Genomic DNA, 18,528 nt, shown 5'->3' with positions numbered 1-18,528 from the left:
CACCTTAAAATACTGGTAACACTGCTCCGCTAAATTTGTCTTCAAAAAAATGAAGAAGACTTTTGCTTCCTTTGCAGTTTTTTTACTTCCCCTTTATCTTACTGCCCAAGAAATTAACATTTCCGGAAATGTAAAATCCGAAAGCGGTTCCAGTGTATCCGGAGTAAATATTACCGACAAGAATACCGGAAAAACCACGGTGACTGATGAAAATGGTAATTTTACAATCTCCGCCAATCCTAAAGATATTCTTGAATTTTATGCTCCTGACTTTTCAATGTATACAGTAGAAGTTTCTGCAAGAAGACAATATACTGTGGTTTTGAAAAAAGCTAACGAAAAACAGATCGAAGGTGTGGTAATTACCGCCCTGGGTATTGCCAAAAAGAAAGAAAAGATAGGATATGCCACTCAGGAAGTAGGTACAAAACAGTTTGAGACTATTACCACTCCAAGTATCGGAAATTTATTCTCTGGACAGGTAGCCGGTCTGAATGTTTCTAACCCTACCGGAATGCAGCAGGCTCCAGAGTTTACGCTGAGAGGAAATTCCAATCTTGTTTTTGTCATTGACGGTGTGATTGTCGAAAAGGAAGTCTTTCAAAATCTGGATCCTAATAATATCGCCAACATCAACGTTCTTAAGGGAGCAACAGCCTCTGCGCTGTATGGTTCCAGAGGTAGATACGGAGCTGTTCTTATTACAACAAAAAGTGCCAAAAAGAATGGCTTTTCTGTAGAGTTCTCTCAAAATACGATGGTCACAGCAGGGTTTACCAATCTTCCAAAAACCCAAAACGAATATGGAAACGGTTCACAGGGAAAGTATGAATTCTGGGACGGCGCAGACGGTGGTGTGAATGATGGGGATATGATCTGGGGACCAAAATTTGTTCCGGGACTGAAAATCGCCCAATGGAACAGCCCAATCCGCGATAAGGTGACTGGGCAGACAATTCCCTGGTATGGTGCGGTGACCGGAACACAGTACAATGATAAATCAAGATACGAAAGAGTTCCGATCGACTGGAAATATCACGATAACTTAGCTACATTTCTAAAGCCTGCCGTGATCAACAACAACAGTTTTGCGATAAGCTACAAAAACAATAAAGACGTTTACAGATTATCCGGAAATTTCATGAATTATGATGACCGAATTCCGGGCTCGGAGCTGAAGCGTTATGGTTTCAACTTTTCTTCTGAAAATCATCTGGGTGAAAAACTGATCTTTGACACCAAATTTAATTTTAATCAAACTATTACTCCCAATATTCCTAATTACGAATACAACCCCAGCGGGCATATGTATACCATTCTGATCTGGATGGGAGCAGACGTCGATGGCAGAGACCTTAGAAATCATATGTGGGTTCCGGGAAAAGAGGGAATCTCACAGGCTAACTGGAATTATGCATGGTACAACAATCCATGGTTTGGTGCTGAAAATTATAAAAACAAAAACAGAACCAACATCATCAATGCCCAGGCGGGTCTTGAATATAAAGCAACCGAAGATTTTTCTGTAAAAGGTAAAATGTCTATCGTTGAAAATCATAACAAGCAGGAAATATTAAGTCCTTTTTCATACGTTAACTACAGTGCTGCAAGAATTGGTGATTATCTTTTGAATGATTCTAAAACATGGAACCTGAATTCTGATATCCTGGCTACGTACAAGAAAAAGCTTTCTGATAATTTTGACTTTACTGTGAATGCGGGAGGATCTGCATTTTATCTTAAAAACAATATTGACAATGCATCAACAGATGGTCTTAAAGTTCCTGAATTATACAATTTAGAGAATTCCATTGGTGCAGTAAAATACTATGACTATCTTAAAGAAAAGCTGATCTACAGTGCTTATTCAACGATTGACATCGGATTATACAATGCTTTTTTCATTAATGTTTCCGGAAGAAATGACTGGTCTTCCACGCTTCCAAAAGCCAACAGGTCATACTTTTATCCATCCGCATCAGTAAGTGCAGTGATTTCCAATTTGGTAAAAATGCCGGAAGCAGTCAGCCTGTTAAAGCTTTCTGCTTCGTGGGCTAAGGTCGCGTATGACTTTAAACCTTATTCCATCAGAAATTACTATTTTAATAATAAAGGAGCCACCTTTAATGGAAATCCAATGTTCAACTATCCTACAATCCTGAATGTTGAAAACTCTTTAAAACCGGAACAGACAAAATCTTACGAATTAGGATTAAGTGCAGGATTATTCAAGAACAGACTTACTTTGGATGTCACTTATTTCAGAACATTAGATTATAATAATATTCTGGAATTCCCCGCTGCCCCCTCTTCCGGATTTACTTCCCAATATGTAAATGGCAACGAGTATACTACGAAAGGTTTGGAGATCTCTCTAGGATTTGTCCCTGTAAAAACAGATGATTTCACATGGAGATCGCTAATTAACTGGAGTACTTATGAGCAGAAGCTGACTTCGATTTATGACAATATGCCGAACTACAACAATATTAAAATCGGTGAAAGGATGGACAGTTATTACGATGAGACCTGGAAGAAGTCTCCGGACGGAAAAGTAATTCTGGATGCCGAATCAGGAATGCCAACAGTAGAAAAAGTTCCAAGTAATCTGGGCCATTTCAATCCAGACTGGACATTCGGATTCAACAATACATTTAAGTATAAAAAATTCTCACTGAATATTGGAATTGACGGAAGCATAGGCGGTGTCATGAGATCGGTGGTTGTAGAAAAAATGTGGTGGGGCGGAAAACATCCCAACTCAACAACCTACAGAGATCTTGAATATGCCAATCCGGGAACTTACTATTTTGTACCGGATGGCGTTAACTACAATGCAGCTACGGGGACTTATACCCCACATACCAAGCCGATCAACTTTCAGGAATGGTCACAAAATTATCCTTACCAGGCAAGGGTAACGGAAGCTGAAAATGAATTATTTGCCAATGTTTTCGACAGAACGTTTATCAAACTGAGATCTGTAGTACTGGAGTACGACTTCTCTTATCTTCTTAATCCAAAAGGAATGGTCAAAAATTTCACCGCTAATATTTCTGCCTATAATCTGGCCATGTGGAAAAAATCTAAAAATCTTTATTCTGATCCTGATTATCAGATTAATAAAAACAATACCTCGAATAATAATGATATCCAGGATCCTTCCAGCAGATGGATCGGAATCGGGTTTAATCTTAAATTCTAATACAAAGCATCCAGAACAATGAAAAACAATATCAATGTTATAGCGAAATCACATCATCATAAGGTGGCAAAATGGTTGAAAGGATTCAGTATACTGTCAGCTGCTTTTGCAGGCATACTGTTCCTTGTTTCCTGCGAAACCGATCTTGACAAGATCAACGAAAACCCCAATGACAAGCCCAGTGTAGATCCCAAAGTTCTCCTGACCTATGTTTCAAAAAATATGTTTCAGGTAAATGGGGACAATATGTATGCTTCCAGAATGCTGATCGGGACAGACGGTGAAAATGTATACCAGTATATGAAATGGAATGAGCAATCTTTTGAAGACTATACGAAAGGGCTACTGAATATTGAAAAGATGATGCAGGAAGCCGGGAAGGTCAACAATAAAAATTATGCTGCCATTGGTAAATTCTACAGAGCCTATTATTTTTTTAATTTAAGTCTAAAGTTCGGAAGTATTCCTTACACAGAAGCCGTAAAAGGTGAATCGGGAATTACCCAGCCAAAATATGACAGTCAGGAAACAGTAATGTCAGGAATTTTATCAGAACTTAAAGATGCCAATGACCTGATCAATACCAATGATAAAATTGAGGGAGATATCATCTACAATGGTGATGCAACCAAGTGGAAAAAACTAATCAACTCTTTCCGACTGAAAATTTTAATAACAATGTCTAAAAAGACGACGTTGGGAAGTTATACTATTGCAACAGAATTTGCTTCTATTGCAGGGAATCAAACTTTAATGACATCTATTTCTGACAATGGAGAACTTAAATTTGCTGATGCAGCCGACAGCCGGTATACAATGTTTAACAGCAGTGGTTACGGTTCCAGTTTATATATGGCTGATTATTTTATCAATCTGTTTAAATTGAGACAGGATCCGCGTCTGTTCACTTTTGCAGCACAGACTACATCCGCCAAAGAAGCAGGAAAACCAATTACTGATTTCACTGGATACAATGGAGGAAACCCTAATTCTTCCTATTCTGACAACGCCTCTTTGATCACTGCAAAAAATATTTCTAAAGTAAACGACCGTTTCTATAAAGACGCTACAAATGAGCCTTCTTCCATATTAAGTTATTCAGAACTTGAATTTATTCTTGCGGAAGCGGCTTCCAGAGGATGGATATCAGGATCTTCAAAAACACATTATGACAATGGAGTTAAAGCAAGTTTCAGCTTTTATCAGACTTACGTAAAAAATCCGGGACAATATTTTTCAGGATTTGATGTGAATCAGTATCTGGCATCTCCGTTAGTTGTTTACAGTGATTCTGATCTGCCTGATAAACGACTGGAAAAAATTATGACTCAGAAATACATGACCATGTTCCATCAGAGCCAATGGACGTCTTATTATGATTATCTGAGAACAGGATTTCCTGCATATCCGCTTAAGACCGGAGTTTCTGCCCCGTTCAGATTCAGATATCCGCAAACTGAATACAGCTACAACAGCACAAATCTGAAAGCAGCATTGGCAGCCCAGTATGGAGGAAACGATAACATCAATTCTAAACCCTGGTGGCTTCAATAAGACCTAAATATTTACATAAAAACAAATCAACCGCAGGAAATTCCAATTAACTTGCGGTTTATTTCTTATTTTGACAGAACATGAACAGAAGAGAATTTTTAGAAAAATCAAGCCTTTTACTTGCCGGACTGGGAACTTCAAGCGTCCTTCACCCTGCCATTTTAAAAGCACTGGCTATCGAGCCTGCAGCACTTTCTACTTTTTATGATGCGGAACATGTCGTGATCCTGATGCAGGAAAACCGTTCTTTCGACCATGCTTTCGGAGCGCTAAAAGGCGTAAGGGGATTTTTAGATCAAAGAGCATTTATTAAAGAGGACGGTCATTCCGTTTTTTTTCAAAAAAATGATGCAGGAAAATATGCTGCACCTGCCCGGCTGGATCTTAGAAATACCAAATCTACCTGGATGAGTTCTTTACCCCATTCCTGGTCCGATCAACAAAAAGCCTTAAACAAAGGGAAATATGATCAGTGGCTTCAGTTTAAAGCTTCGGGAAATAAAGACTACAAAAACATCCCTCTTACTTTAGGCTACTATAACCGGGAAGATCTTCCTTTTTATTATCAACTGGCCGACGCATTTACCATCTTTGACCAATATTTCTGCTCCTCACTTACCGGAACAACTCCGAACAGACTTTTTCACTGGTCCGGAACCCTTCGTGAGCAGCAAAACGGCAAAGTAAAAGCGAATGTCTATAACGAAAATATAGATTATGATAAAGCGAGACAGGCCCACTGGAAAAGTTTCCCTGAAATTTTAGAGGAACAGAATGTTTCATGGAAGATTTATCAGAATGAGATCAGTCTTCCCAAAGGAATGTCCGGTGAGCAGGAAGCATGGCTAAGTAATTTCACGGATAATCCTATTGAATGGTTCTCAAAGTTCAATGTGAAATTTTCGAAAGGTTATCATCAGAATATTCCTAATATCATTGCTTATCTCAAAGATGAGGTTATAAAAAACCCGGACCAGAAGAAGAGATTGGAAACTTTGATTTCTGAACTAGAAGAAGATCAAATCAAATATGCCCCGGAAAAGTATGCTCAGCTTTCACAACATGAAAAAAATCTTCATGAAAAGGCTTTTACTACCAATACTAATGATCCTGATTACTGGAACGTGGAGATTGGAAAAGATGAAAGTGGCGAAAGGCTGGTCGTTCCGAAAGGAGATGTCCTGTTTCAGTTTCGTAAAGATGTAGAAGATAAAAATCTTCCATTGGTATCCTGGCTGGTTGCTCCTGAGCATTTTTCAGATCATCCGGGATCACCGTGGTATGGTGCCTGGTATATTTCAGAGGTTTTAAATATTCTAACTAAAGATCCTGAAACCTGGAAAAAAACAATTTTCATTATCAATTATGACGAGAATGACGGCTATTTTGATCATGTTCTTCCCTTTTCTCCTCCAATGAATCCAAGCCAGCCCGTCGATATGAACAGTAAGGAAGGTGTAGAATATGTGGATAAGTCCCAGGAATATATGTCTGCACCTTCATTGAAAGATCATGAAAGAATCGAAGGTACCGTTGGTCTGGGTTACAGAGTTCCGATGATCATCGCATCTCCGTGGACTAAAGGAGGCTTTGTCAATTCTGAAGTTTCGGACCATACTTCTGTACTGCAGTTCCTTGAGAAATTCATCCGAAAAAAATACAGTAAGGATGTTAAGGTTGATCATATCAGCGATTGGAGAAGAGCGATCTGTGGAGATCTTACTTCTGCTTTTAACTCTTCCAATACAAAAGCTCCTAAGATGGATTACCTGGATCAGAAAGATTATGCGAAAACGATTAATGCAGCGAAAAGTAAACCAGTCCCTGATCTTACGTGGTATACTGAAAATGAAATTAACGGCCGTCTCCTTGATATTCAGGAAAGGGGAATTAAACCTTCCAATCCTCTTCCCTATGATTTCCATGTCAACCTGGACAACGGAAAGATCAAAATGACGAATTTAAAAGAAGCCGGAGTTCCATTGTTAATTTATGACAGAACACAGTTCGGAAGCGGAGATTATCATTTTTCATATGCTCTGTATTCAAAGCAGGAACTTTCTCACCCTGTAAATCCCGGAAAATATGATCATGAAGTTTTTGGACCTAATGGTTTTTTCAGGAAATTCAGTGGTAGTAAAACGCCTGAAATAGACGTGCAGCTTATGAACAGAGGTTTAAAAAATGAGGTAGAATTTATTTTCAAAAAGAAAAAAGGAAATCCCACTGTAATATTGGAAGATCAGTATGAGAAAAGCAAAAAGACCATTTCTTTACATCATCCTGAGGAAAAAATAACGGTTGATCTTAACAAGAATAAAGGCTGGTATGATTTTAAAATAATACTTGATGATCATATCTGGCATTTTGCGGGAAGGATAGAAACAGGGAAAGTGTCTATTTCAGATCCCCACTGGGCATAAACCATGAGATGCAAAAAAACGAAGCCTTACACAAATTGTGTAGGGCTTTATTTATGATTAGGATCATAGCTTAGTACGATAGTTTTATATAATTTGCATATTAATATCCAACACATAATATAATATTATAAACAAATAGATAATAATATTTAAAAAGAAAGATTTTATTGTTATTATTTATCTATTTTTATTAAATTCACCTAACTAATTAACAAACATCATGAAAAAATTAAACCTAAGCCTTGCAGTATGCTTAATCACTGTTGCATTTTCCGGCAGCTTACAAGCACAAGACACCAATACTGACAATCACACGATCACCATTTCTATTCCTGAAGTTGCACTGGTAGACATTGAACCTGCCGCAACCAAAAACATTACGTTAGGATTTACAGCGCCAACAGAAGCAGGTAACCCAGTTACAGCGAGTACCGCCAATAATACGCTTTGGCTGAATTATTCGTCCATCAAATCTGTTGCAGATCCTACCCGTAATGTGTCCGTAAAAGTCAATGCTCTTATTCCGGGAATTGATATCCACGTAACAGCAGCGGCGGCTACAGGAAGTGGCGGTGGTACATTAGGAACGCCGGCAGCTCAGATCACATTAAGCGCTGCTGACCAGACTATTATTTCAGGGATCGGAAGTGCTTATACAGGAAACGGCGCCAATAACGGGCACAACCTTACGTATGCTTTGGCAGCAGGAAGTGGTCCTGGAGGAGTAGCTGTATATGCAGATTTACAGGCAACAGCAACTACATTAGCTACAGTGACTTATACGATCTCAGACAACTAGCATTCAACGCTACGTTCTAAAATAAACAAGAAGAAACCGCGGGTCAGTTTCTTCCAGGTTGTATATGGCCAATGATTTAATTCCAAACATTTAATGATTATGATTATGCGTATTTTTCTTCTGATGTTTATGATGTTGCAGTTTAGCTTTTTACATGCCGGTATTGTCGTTTTAAATGGGCTTACCCACAGCTACAAAGTAGAAAACGGAAAAGTATATAAAGGAAAAATAGAGATAGAAAATACAGGAAGCAAACCTCAGAATGTCAAATTATTCTTACAGGATTTTACCTATCAGGCAGATGGTTCGATCTATTATACGACACTTCGTACAAATAAAAGAACGAATGGTGACTGGATTAAGCTTAATACCAATCTTGTTTTATTAAAAGGTAAGGAAAAAACTGAGGTATTCTATGAAATTACAGTTCCCGGCGAGCAGGTAAATCCGGGAAGTTATTGGAGTGTCATCATTGTTGAGCCTGTAGACGATATCAAACCGAGTGATGATAAGGCAGGGGTTAATATCACTTCTATTGTACGGTATGCTATTCAGATCATTACCGATTACGAAACGGAAAAAGCAAAGCCTGACCTTAAATTTGAAAGTGTAAAGGTAGAAAAGGAAGATGGAAAACAGACTGTAAAAATTGCTATTGCCAACAATGGTAATCTATACTGTAAACCGACAGCTTCCATTGAGATTTATAACCGGAAAACCGGAGAACGCATTGGAAGCTACTCAAGCATTACGATGGGATTATTACCACAGACCTCCAAATCATTTCATATTGACATCAGCAAAGTCCCCGCAGATCAGTACAAAGCCGTTGTTATAGCGACCGATGAAGAGGAGAATGCCTTTGCGCTCAATGTGGAATTAGAAGTAAAGAATGATTAAAACTTGGATTTTATATATCGTCCTGTTATCACTATTCCCGGTACTTATTTTTTCACAACAGCAGCCAAGTCTCTTGGCCAGTAAAAAAGATAGTTTAATACCGGGAATGTCTACTTCTATTTCATTTGCTCTGGAAAATACGTCAGCTGAAAATAAAATTTATGATCTTAGTGTTTCGGCTTCAAGTTCTTTTCTTAGCCCTATTTTAGAAAAAGCAGAATTTAAAATAGCTGCTCACGAAAAAACCGTCTTTATTGTTCCAATCCGGATTGCTGCGGAAGCTGCCCAAGGTGTATACTCGATCATTTTACAGGGAAAAGACCGGGATAATGGAACAAAGTTCACCCAAACCTTAAAGGTTATCATTTCCGGGAACAGAAAACTCACACTCACTCCCCTAAATTCGCCGGAGTTTATAAGAGCCGGAGAAACAATTCATGCTTCTTTTCTATTAAAGAACAGTGGAAATGTCACCGAAAAACTTGTTTTGGAAAGTAAAAATGCGGTGGTTAATCATGAAGCATCCATCACTTTGGCTCCCAACGAATCAAAAGTGATCAATATCTCTAAAGCCACCCTTGCAGAGCTGGGCCAAAACGAATTTCAGAATCTCAACCTTTCTGCTTATTCTCAGGACAATCCCAAGGAAAATCAGATTGCTTATGTAACGGTAAAAATTATATCAGTAAAGCCGGTAGAAAACGATATTTATCACAGGCTTCCTGTTTCAGCTTCGTTAGCGTTTATTGGAATGAAGAACATGGGGATTTATGATAATGGATTTCAGGGCGAGATATATGGCAAGGGAACTTTAGATAAAGAGAACAAAAACCAGATTGAATTTCATGCAGTAACAGCAAATCCTGTTGAATTCAGTTCTTTTACTCAGTATGAAGAGTATTTTATTAATTATAAAAGAAACAATTTTTTTGTTCATCTCGGTGATAAAACATACTCAGCTTCTTACTTAACTGAGTTTGCCAGATACGGCCGTGGGGCAGAAATCAGGTATGACTTTAAAAAATTCAGTGTTGGTGGTTTTTACAACCGTCCCCGGTTTTTCCGGGATATTAAAGATGAATTTAATGTTTATTCCACCTATAAAGTCGGTAAAGAATCAGAAATTACAGCAGGATATCTTCATAAAACACCAGAAAAGGGAGAAATGAATTTTGGGAATATCAGACTGGATTCTGAAGCCCACCTTCCCTACACTGCTGGAAAATTCAAAATATCAAAAAATATCGTTCTTTCCGGTGAAGCTTCATACAGTAAAACTGAACTGCTGGAAGGAACTGCTTATATGGCACAGGCACAAGCTACGTTTGACCGGTTTAACGGATACTTGATGTACATGAGGGCGAGCCCCAAATTTGCTGGTTATTTTACCAATACGAGCACTTTTAACGGAAATCTTCAGTATAAGCTTTCAAAAAAAATTAGTGTTTTTGGGAATTATATACGTGATGCGAAAAACTTCCAGAGAGATACTTTATTTTATGCAGCACCCTATAGAGACTTTCTTCAATATGGAATACAATATAAGTACATTAAGAGTGGTATGCTTACACTTTACAATGGATTTCAGAAATACCAGGACCGTCTGGAGCCTAAACAGTTTGACTATTATGAAAAGTATTTTAAAGTAAGTATTGATCAGCAGATTGGAATGTTTCAGGTCAATCTTCAGGGACAATTTGGAAAAACCAATAACTATCTGAGTGGATTCAATGGAAATTCCAGCTTTTATACGACGAATATTTCTTTTGAAAAATTTAAAACCTCTTTCAATATTTATGCAAGCTATGCGATTACCTCAAGGTATCAGATGCAAAATGACAAGCAATTATATTATGGAGCCAGACTCTTCAGCAGATTTTCGGATAAGACCAGTTTAAGTATTTTTTATCAGAATAATTATATGCCTGAGGAATATTTCAGAGACCGTAATCTGTTTGAGGTCTTACTTCACCAGCAGCTGTTTCCAGGCAGTGAACTTGATGTGTCCGGAAGATATTCTTTACAGCGTGGTGAATTGGGTAACAAGGATTTTATATTTTCATTACGCTATACTCTTCGTCTTAATATGCCTGTACAAAAAATAGCAGAGTATACTTCTCTGTCCGGAAATATCAGCAATCTGGGCGTAAAAAAGACCGAAGGGATCAGATTAATGATGGGGAATCATTTATCAGTTACAGACAAAGATGGAAATTATGTATTTAAAAATATTGTTCCGGGAGAATATTTCCTGGAGATAGACCGCTCAACAGCAGATATTAATGATATTACAAATGTTTCTTTTCCCGCGCATTTAAATCTTATTAACAAGGAAAATACTTTCAATTTCGGATTAACAGAAGCATCGACAATCAAAGGAAACATTGAGCTTTCAGAACATGATGATAAAGGCCAGCCGAGTTTTATCCAATATCAAACTATAACAGACAAAAAGAAAAAGCAGAGTATCATTGTTGAAGTAACTAACGGTGAACAGACTTACCGGAAAGCAGTACTTATTGGTGAAAACTTTGACTTCACTTACCTCCGTCCGGGGGATTGGAAAATAAAACTGTACAGAAACGGTCTTGACAAAAGATATAAAATAGCAACAGACTCCTTTCAATATAATATTAAGCCAGCTGAAACTCAAAATGTATCAATTCATATTGTAAAACAGCAGAGTGAAATCAAATATCAACAGGAAATGATCAAGGTAGGATATAACGAAATAAAAAAGAAAAAATGAAATTGAAAGAACATATAATATCCTTGGTTTTTGGTCTCATGTCCTGTACAATATTCTCACAAACCACTGTTCCAATAACACTTCCTGTTGTTACTCTTATGGATATAGAGCCTAGTGGAAATTTCACATTGAATTTTACGGCTCCGACAGAGGCCGGACAAGCGGTAACCCTTCCGGTGGCTAATACTACAAAATGGATCAATTATACCTCGGCTATTGCATCCGGAGGACTTACACGAAGAATTACTGCATCTATCAATACCCCTATAGCCGGGGTCAATATACGGGTGCAGGCGGCCGCAGCATCGGGAGCTGGTGGCGGAACGTTGGGCACATCTTCAGGACTGGTTACTCTTAGTACAACAGCTGCTACAATTATTACAGGAATAGGGGGTGCATTTACCGGAAATGGGGCTAATAACGGACATATGCTAACGATCAGCCTTGCTGTTAGTTCTTATGCCAATCTTTCAGCCCGTACCAATACTCCAGTTATCATCACCTATACCATCACAGAATAAAATTGAAAAATGAAAATCACCACTTACATTCTCAGGAAGTTATTTTCAAAAAAATATCTGTATCTACTTCTAATAATCCTTAGCAGCTGTCTGAAAGCTCAAACAGTGAATGCCGGGGGAAGCGGATGGACTGTAAGTGTTCCCGCTATTACCGAAGCCGGGAATAACTATGGGGGGACTTATGCAAGCGCCACCAATGCAATCATATTATCAGGTACAATGCCGGGATCTTTTCTGAATCTTCTTTCAAATGGAGCGGCCAGGATTAGCATGCGCTATACCCCTACCACCTGGAATAACTCTTTGCGTCTCTATGCAAAAAGAAGTGGTGGAACAGCGACGATTAATGGATTATGTATTGGCTGTACTGCAACTGTCAATGGTGGAACCACTTATATAGAAATGCTGCAGTCTCCGGATACAGCATTTTGTACAATCAACTTTTCTGGACTTTTAGGACTTGGTAACAGTGTAAACTACTCTGCAATTAATGTACAATTGCAGATAAGTGGTGTTTCTGTAACCATTCCTGCCGCATCATACAGTGCACAAATAGTTTTCACAATAGGACCCAATTAAACTCTTTTGCATCTACTATGTTGCTTATATCCGATATAATGTATAATGTATAATGTATAATGTATAATGTATAATGTATAATGTATAATGTATATATTATTTTGGGGGGTATTTTTGGGTATTGGCTACTTTATTTGTTGGGGTATATAACAAAAAAAAGTCTCATACAAATGAATGTATGAGACTTTTAATAAAAACTGGCGGCGACCTACTCTCCCGCTTTCGCAGTACCATCGGAGCTGGCAGGCTTAACTTCTGTGTTCGGAATGGGAACAGGTGAGCCCTGCCGCTAAAACCACCCTAAATTAGGTATATAAGATTATCCAAAATATTTACATTAAATAATGTACATCAGATAATCTGGTTTTAATCGATAAAAACAATCACAAAGACAAAACCTTTACTGCGCATAAAAGACTTGTATACAGCAACCATAGGCTATAAATCTACGGGTAATTAGTACTACTCGGCTATGACATTACTGCCTTTACACCTATAGCCTATCAACGTCGTCATCTCCAACGACCCTTAAAAGATGTCTCATCTTGAGGCGAGTTTCGCACTTATATGCTTTCAGTGCTTATCTCTTCCAAACGTAGCTACTCAGCGGTGCTCCTGGCGGAACAACTGATACACCAGAGGTTTGTTCAATTCGGTCCTCTCGTACTAGAATCAAGCCCTCTCAAACATCTAACGCCCGCAATAGATAGAGACCGAACTGTCTCACGACGTTCTGAACCCAGCTCGCGTGCCACTTTAATGGGCGAACAGCCCAACCCTTGGGACCTTCTCCAGCCCCAGGATGTGACGAGCCGACATCGAGGTGCCGAACCTCCCCGTCGATGTGAGCTCTTGGGGGAGACTAGCCTGTTATCCCCGGAGTACCTTTTATCCTATGAGCGATGGCCCTTCCATACGGAACCACCGGATCACTATGTCCTGCTTTCGCACCTGATCGACTTGTAGGTCTCACAGTCAAGCACCCTTATGCCATTACACTCTACGCACGGTTACCAAGCGTGCTGAGGGTACCTTTGAAAGCCTCCGTTACTCTTTTGGAGGCGACCACCCCAGTCAAACTACCCACCACGCAATGTCCTTCTAAAAGAAGTTAGGCTCCAAGTAAGTAAAGGGTGGTATTTCAACGTTGGCTCCACGAACACTAGCGTGCCCGCTTCAAAGCCTCCCACCTATCCTACACATTACTTACTCAAAGTCAATACGAAGTTATAGTAAAGGTTCACAGGGTCTTTTCGTCCCATTGCGGGTACTCGGCATCTTCACCGAGACTACAATTTCACAGAGCTCATGGTTGAGACAGTGCCCAGATCGTTACACCATTCGTGCAGGTCGGAACTTACCCGACAAGGAATTTCGCTACCTTAGGACCGTTATAGTTACGGCCGCCGTTTACTGGGGCTTCAGTCAATGCCTTCGCTTACGCTAAGCACCTTCCTTAACCTTCCAGCACCGGGCAGGTGTCAGACCCTATACTGCATCTTTCGATTTTGCAGAGTCCTGTGTTTTTGATAAACAGTCGCCTGGGCCTTTTTACTGCGGCCACCATTGCTGATGGCGTCTCTTCTCCCGAAGTTACGAGACTATTTTGCCTAGTTCCTTAACCATGATTCACTCTAGCACCTTAGGATTCTCTCCTCGACTACCTGTGTCGGTTTTGGTACGGGTTGCTTCACTTCGGCTTTTCTTGGAAGCACTTTCCCTACAACAACTTCGCCCGAAGGCTAGGTCTTGACTATTCCGTCAGTCTCCAGTAAGTACGGCACTCCGTCCCCTTTTTAGTGTGAGCAAGTATGGGAATATTAACCCATTGTCCATCCACTACCCCTTTCGGGTTCGCGTTAGGTCCCGACTAACCCTCAGCTGATTAGCATGGCTGAGGAAACCTTAGTCTTTCGGTGAGCGGGTTTCTCGCCCGCTTTATCGTTACTTATGCCTACATTTTCTTTTCTGTCCGCTCCACAATACCTCACGATACTGCTTCAGCGCAAACAGAATGCTCTCCTACCAGATATACCCCTAAGGTATAAATCCATAGCTTCGGTACTCTATTTATGCCCGATTATTATCCATGCCGGACCGCTCGACTAGTGAGCTGTTACGCACTCTTTAAATGAATGGCTGCTTCCAAGCCAACATCCTAGCTGTCAATGCAGTCCAACCGCGTTGCTTCAACTTAATAGAGATTTGGGGACCTTAGCTGTTGGTCTGGGTTCTTTCCCTCTCGGACATGGACCTTAGCACCCATGCCCTCACTGCCGTAGAACATTTATTAGCATTCGGAGTTTGTCAGGAATTGGTAGGCGATGAAACCCCCGCATCCAATCAGTAGCTCTACCTCTAATAAACTTATATACGACGCTGCACCTAAATGCATTTCGGAGAGTACGAGCTATCTCCCAGTTTGATTGGCCTTTCACCCCTACCCACAGGTCATCCGAAGACTTTTCAACGTCAACCGGTTCGGTCCTCCACTCTGTGTTACCAGAGCTTCAACCTGCCCATGGGTAGATCACAAGGTTTCGCGTCTAATCCTACTAACTAACCGCCCTATTCAGACTCGCTTTCGCTCCGGCTCCGGACCTGAAGTCCTTAACCTCGCTAGTAAAATTAACTCGTAGGCTCATTATGCAAAAGGCACGCCGTCACCCAACTTGTGGGCTCCGACCGCTTGTAGGCGTACGGTTTCAGGTTCTATTTCACCCTTCTATTCGAAGTGCTTTTCACCTTTCCTTCACAGTACTTGTTCACTATCGGTCTTTCAGGAGTATTTAGCCTTGGAGGATGGTCCCCCCATATTCAGACAGGATTTCACGTGTCCCGCCCTACTCATTTATCACTTATGTATGCCTTTCATATACGGGGCTATCACCCTCTATGGCTGTTCTTTCCAGAACATTCTATTAAACATATAAAAGCTTTTGGGCTAATCCGCTTTCGCTCGCCGCTACTTACGGAATCTCTTCGATTTCTTTTCCTCCGGGTACTTAGATGTTTCAGTTCTCCGGGTTTGCTCTCCTTGCGGAGTGACATGTCTTCAACATGCCGGGTTGCCCCATTCGGACATCTGCGGATCAATTCGTGTGTGCCGATCCCCGCAGCTTTTCGCAGCTTACCGCGTCCTTCTTCGCCTCTGAAAGCCTAGGCATCCGCCATACGCCCTTAACGATTTCTTTCCTATTTTTGGTTACTCAAGCGCTTCTATGCGCTCGGTTTTCTCTTTGTGATATTTTTACCGTTAATGTCAATGATCTTTAATGTCTTCTTTTCTGTCTGATGAACGAATATTGTTTTTGGCTCTATCCGTAACTTTTAAATCAAACTTCCAAAACTGTGGAGAATAAGGGAGTCGAACCCTTGACCTCCTGCGTGCAAGGCAGGCGCTCTAGCCAGCTGAGCTAATTCCCCCTCTAGTAGACTTCAGATGTCAGATGACAGACTTTAGACCTAAATGTCTCACGTCTTATATCTGATGTCTTACCGTCTTATAATTAGTAGTCTCGGGCAGGCTCGAACTGCCGACCTCTACATTATCAGTGTAGCGCTCTAACCAGCTGAGCTACGAGACTGTCTTGTTAGACTAATAGATCCTAGATGCCAGACACAAGATTTTGCATTCGTCTTGATTTGTGGCTCTGGGCTCTTGTATCTCCTCCCTGATACTAATTTCTAGTGGGTTTTGTATTTTTATTATATATAGCAACCAAATAAAAAACTAAAGCTTACTTTAAGCAGAATCAATGTACATTGCTGTACTAATTTTGTTTATCGTCTTATAGACGCTCTAAAATGAGATGTTCCAGCCGCACCTTCCGGTACGGCTACCTTGTTACGACTTAGCCCTAGTTACCTGTTTTACCCTAGGCAGCTCCTGTTACGGTCACCGACTTCAGGTACCCCAGACTTCCATGGCTTGACGGGCGGTGTGTACAAGGCCCGGGAACGTATTCACCGCGCCATGGCTGATGCGCGATTACTAGCGATTCCAGCTTCATAGAGTCGAGTTGCAGACTCCAATCCGAACTGAGACCAGCTTTCGAGATTCGCATCCAGTCACCTGGTAGCTGCCCTCTGTACTGGCCATTGTATTACGTGTGTGGCCCAAGGCGTAAGGGCCGTGATGATTTGACGTCATCCCCACCTTCCTCTCTACTTGCGTAGGCAGTCTCACTAGAGTCCCCAACTGAATGATGGCAACTAGTGACAGGGGTTGCGCTCGTTGCAGGACTTAACCTAACACCTCACGGCACGAGCTGACGACAACCATGCAGCACCTTGAAAAATGTCCGAAGAAAAGTCTATTTCTAAACCTGTCATTTCCCATTTAAGCCTTGGTAAGGTTCCTCGCGTATCATCGAATTAAACCACATAATCCACCGCTTGTGCGGGCCCCCGTCAATTCCTTTGAGTTTCAGACTTGCGTCCGTACTCCCCAGGTGGCTAACTTATCACTTTCGCTTAGTCTCTGAATCCGAAAACCCAAAAACGAGTTAGCATCGTTTACGGCGTGGACTACCAGGGTATCTAATCCTGTTCGCTCCCCACGCTTTCGTCCATCAGCGTCAGTTGTTGCTTAGTAACCTGCCTTCGCAATTGGTGTTCTAAGTAATATCTATGCATTTCACCGCTACACTACTTATTCCAGCTACTTCAACAACACTCAAGACTTGCAGTATCAATGGCAGTTTCACAGTTAAGCTGTGAGATTTCACCACTGACTTACAAATCAGCCTACGGACCCTTTAAACCCAATAAATCCGGATAACGCTTGCACCCTCCGTATTACCGCGGCTGCTGGCACGGAGTTAGCCGGTGCTTATTCGTATAGTACCTTCAGCTACTCTCACGAGAGTAGGTTTATCCCTATACAAAAGAAGTTTACAACCCATAGGGCCGTCGTCCTTCACGCGGGATGGCTGGATCAGGCTCTCACCCATTGTCCAATATTCCTCACTGCTGCCTCCCGTAGGAGTCTGGTCCGTGTCTCAGTACCAGTGTGGGGGATCACCCTCTCAGGCCCCCTAAGGATCGTTGACTTGGTAGGCCGTTACCCTACCAACTATCTAATCCTGCGCGTGCCCATCTTTATCCACCGGAGTTTTCAATTTTAAATGATGCCATTCAAAATGTTATGGGGTATTAATCTTCCTTTCGAAAGGCTATCCCCCTGATAAAGGCAGGTTGCACACGTGTTCCGCACCCGTGCGCCGCTCTCAGTCTCCCGAAGGAAACCTACCGCTCGGCTTGCATGTGTTAGGCCTCCCGCTAGCGTTCATCCTGAGCCAGGATCAAACTCTCCATTGTATGTTTTTCCTGACCCGCTCAAAGTTTTTATTACGCTTTAGTTTTTTTTCTTACTTGGTTGTATATTGTATGTCAATGATCTTTTTTCTTTCCGCATATAATAAGGAATCTTTTCTGTCGTTTCGTCCCTTATTTGCGGTTGCAAAAGTAATTATTTATTTCTAAACGACCAAATGTTTTATAAGATACTTTAAAGTTTTTTAAGTAACCCTAAATATCTCTAAACACTAATCTTTACTCGCTTCTGCGCTCCCTTTAACAGGACTGCAAAGATACAAACTTTTTTAAACCTCACAAATTTTATTTCTAAAAAATTTAAAGCCATTTCTAAGCCGTATCTCTAAGCTCGTTATAAATAGTCTGCTTATCTAAAAGCGCTTCTGTGCTACTGTGTAACTCTCGTTTTTCAGTGGGGCAAAGATAACAACTTATTAATACACAAAACAACTTTATTTAACATAAAGTTTACACAGCAA

At 40.6% G+C, this 18,528-nt stretch carries 8 protein-coding genes, 2 tRNA genes and 3 rRNA genes; 8 read left to right on the top strand and 5 right to left on the bottom strand.

From position 1 onward, the window contains the following. Nucleotides 1-49: 49 nt before the first annotated feature. The 8 genes from IW16_RS15875 to IW16_RS15840 all read left to right on the top strand — a co-directional run bounded on the left by IW16_RS15875 (nucleotide 50) and on the right by IW16_RS15840 (nucleotide 12,730). On the top strand, nucleotides 50-3,205 hold the full coding sequence (locus IW16_RS15875) for a SusC/RagA family TonB-linked outer membrane protein (protein ID WP_034746397.1): 3,156 nt from the start codon (nucleotides 50-52) through the stop codon (nucleotides 3,203-3,205). Nucleotides 3,206-3,223: 18 nt separating this feature from the next. After that, the gene (locus IW16_RS15870) at nucleotides 3,224-4,759 is read left to right on the top strand and encodes a SusD/RagB family nutrient-binding outer membrane lipoprotein (RefSeq protein WP_117590654.1); all 1,536 of its coding nucleotides are present in this window, start codon (nucleotides 3,224-3,226) and stop codon (nucleotides 4,757-4,759) included. An 80-nt stretch (nucleotides 4,760-4,839) separates the two neighbouring features. After that, a complete protein-coding gene (locus tag IW16_RS15865) occupies nucleotides 4,840-7,182 on the top strand; it encodes a phosphocholine-specific phospholipase C (RefSeq protein ID WP_034746394.1) in 2,343 nt (780 codons plus the stop codon). 220 nt (nucleotides 7,183-7,402) lie between these two features. Beyond that, the gene (locus tag IW16_RS15860; RefSeq protein ID WP_034746391.1) at nucleotides 7,403-7,981 is read left to right on the top strand and encodes a hypothetical protein; all 579 of its coding nucleotides are present in this window, start codon (nucleotides 7,403-7,405) and stop codon (nucleotides 7,979-7,981) included. 105 nt (nucleotides 7,982-8,086) lie between these two features. Next, complete coding sequence (locus tag IW16_RS15855; RefSeq protein WP_228376950.1) at nucleotides 8,087-8,881, top strand: WxL protein host-binding domain-containing protein; 795 nt, start codon at nucleotides 8,087-8,089, stop codon at nucleotides 8,879-8,881. After that, nucleotides 8,874-11,630 carry a COG1470 family protein gene (locus IW16_RS15850; protein WP_034746388.1) on the top strand — a complete coding sequence of 919 codons (2,757 nt, stop codon included), beginning with the start codon at nucleotides 8,874-8,876 and terminating at the stop codon, nucleotides 11,628-11,630. The genes IW16_RS15855 and IW16_RS15850 overlap by 8 nt, the downstream gene beginning before the upstream one ends. Next, nucleotides 11,627-12,151 (top strand): hypothetical protein, encoded by a 525-nt coding sequence (locus tag IW16_RS15845; protein ID WP_034746385.1) that lies wholly within the window; start codon nucleotides 11,627-11,629, stop codon nucleotides 12,149-12,151. The genes IW16_RS15850 and IW16_RS15845 overlap by 4 nt, the downstream gene beginning before the upstream one ends. A gap of 9 nt (nucleotides 12,152-12,160) precedes the next feature. Then, nucleotides 12,161-12,730, top strand: coding sequence for a hypothetical protein (locus IW16_RS15840; RefSeq protein WP_034746382.1), 570 nt, complete (start codon nucleotides 12,161-12,163; stop codon nucleotides 12,728-12,730). A gap of 195 nt (nucleotides 12,731-12,925) precedes the next feature. Here IW16_RS15840 and rrf read toward each other — a convergent pair. From rrf to IW16_RS15815, 5 genes are all read right to left on the bottom strand, one after another. After that, nucleotides 12,926-13,033: ribosomal RNA gene (rrf, locus tag IW16_RS15835) — 5S ribosomal RNA — on the bottom strand. A 133-nt stretch (nucleotides 13,034-13,166) separates the two neighbouring features. Beyond that, nucleotides 13,167-15,924: ribosomal RNA gene (locus tag IW16_RS15830) — 23S ribosomal RNA — on the bottom strand. 158 nt (nucleotides 15,925-16,082) lie between these two features. Then, nucleotides 16,083-16,156, bottom strand: a tRNA-Ala gene (locus IW16_RS15825). An 87-nt stretch (nucleotides 16,157-16,243) separates the two neighbouring features. Continuing rightward, nucleotides 16,244-16,317, bottom strand: a tRNA-Ile gene (locus tag IW16_RS15820). A gap of 218 nt (nucleotides 16,318-16,535) precedes the next feature. Then, nucleotides 16,536-18,052, bottom strand: a 16S ribosomal RNA gene (locus IW16_RS15815). Together the 16S, 23S and 5S rRNA genes with 2 tRNA genes alongside form the textbook arrangement of a ribosomal RNA operon. Nucleotides 18,053-18,528: the final 476 nt, after the last annotated feature.

Source organism: Chryseobacterium vrystaatense (assembly GCF_000737765.1).
GTDB lineage: Bacteria > Bacteroidota > Bacteroidia > Flavobacteriales > Weeksellaceae > Chryseobacterium > Chryseobacterium vrystaatense.
Note: the sequence above shows the minus strand (reverse complement) of the source record. Positions and strands in the feature narration are given on the sequence as shown.

Coding starts and splice junctions, on each gene's coding strand:
- IW16_RS15875 (WP_034746397.1), top strand. CDS start 50: ATGAAGAAGACTTTTGCTTCCTTTGCAGTTTTTTTACTTCCCCTTTAT.
- IW16_RS15870 (WP_117590654.1), top strand. CDS start 3,224: ATGAAAAACAATATCAATGTTATAGCGAAATCACATCATCATAAGGTG.
- IW16_RS15865 (WP_034746394.1), top strand. CDS start 4,840: ATGAACAGAAGAGAATTTTTAGAAAAATCAAGCCTTTTACTTGCCGGA.
- IW16_RS15860 (WP_034746391.1), top strand. CDS start 7,403: ATGAAAAAATTAAACCTAAGCCTTGCAGTATGCTTAATCACTGTTGCA.
- IW16_RS15855 (WP_228376950.1), top strand. CDS start 8,087: ATGCGTATTTTTCTTCTGATGTTTATGATGTTGCAGTTTAGCTTTTTA.
- IW16_RS15850 (WP_034746388.1), top strand. CDS start 8,874: ATGATTAAAACTTGGATTTTATATATCGTCCTGTTATCACTATTCCCG.
- IW16_RS15845 (WP_034746385.1), top strand. CDS start 11,627: ATGAAATTGAAAGAACATATAATATCCTTGGTTTTTGGTCTCATGTCC.
- IW16_RS15840 (WP_034746382.1), top strand. CDS start 12,161: ATGAAAATCACCACTTACATTCTCAGGAAGTTATTTTCAAAAAAATAT.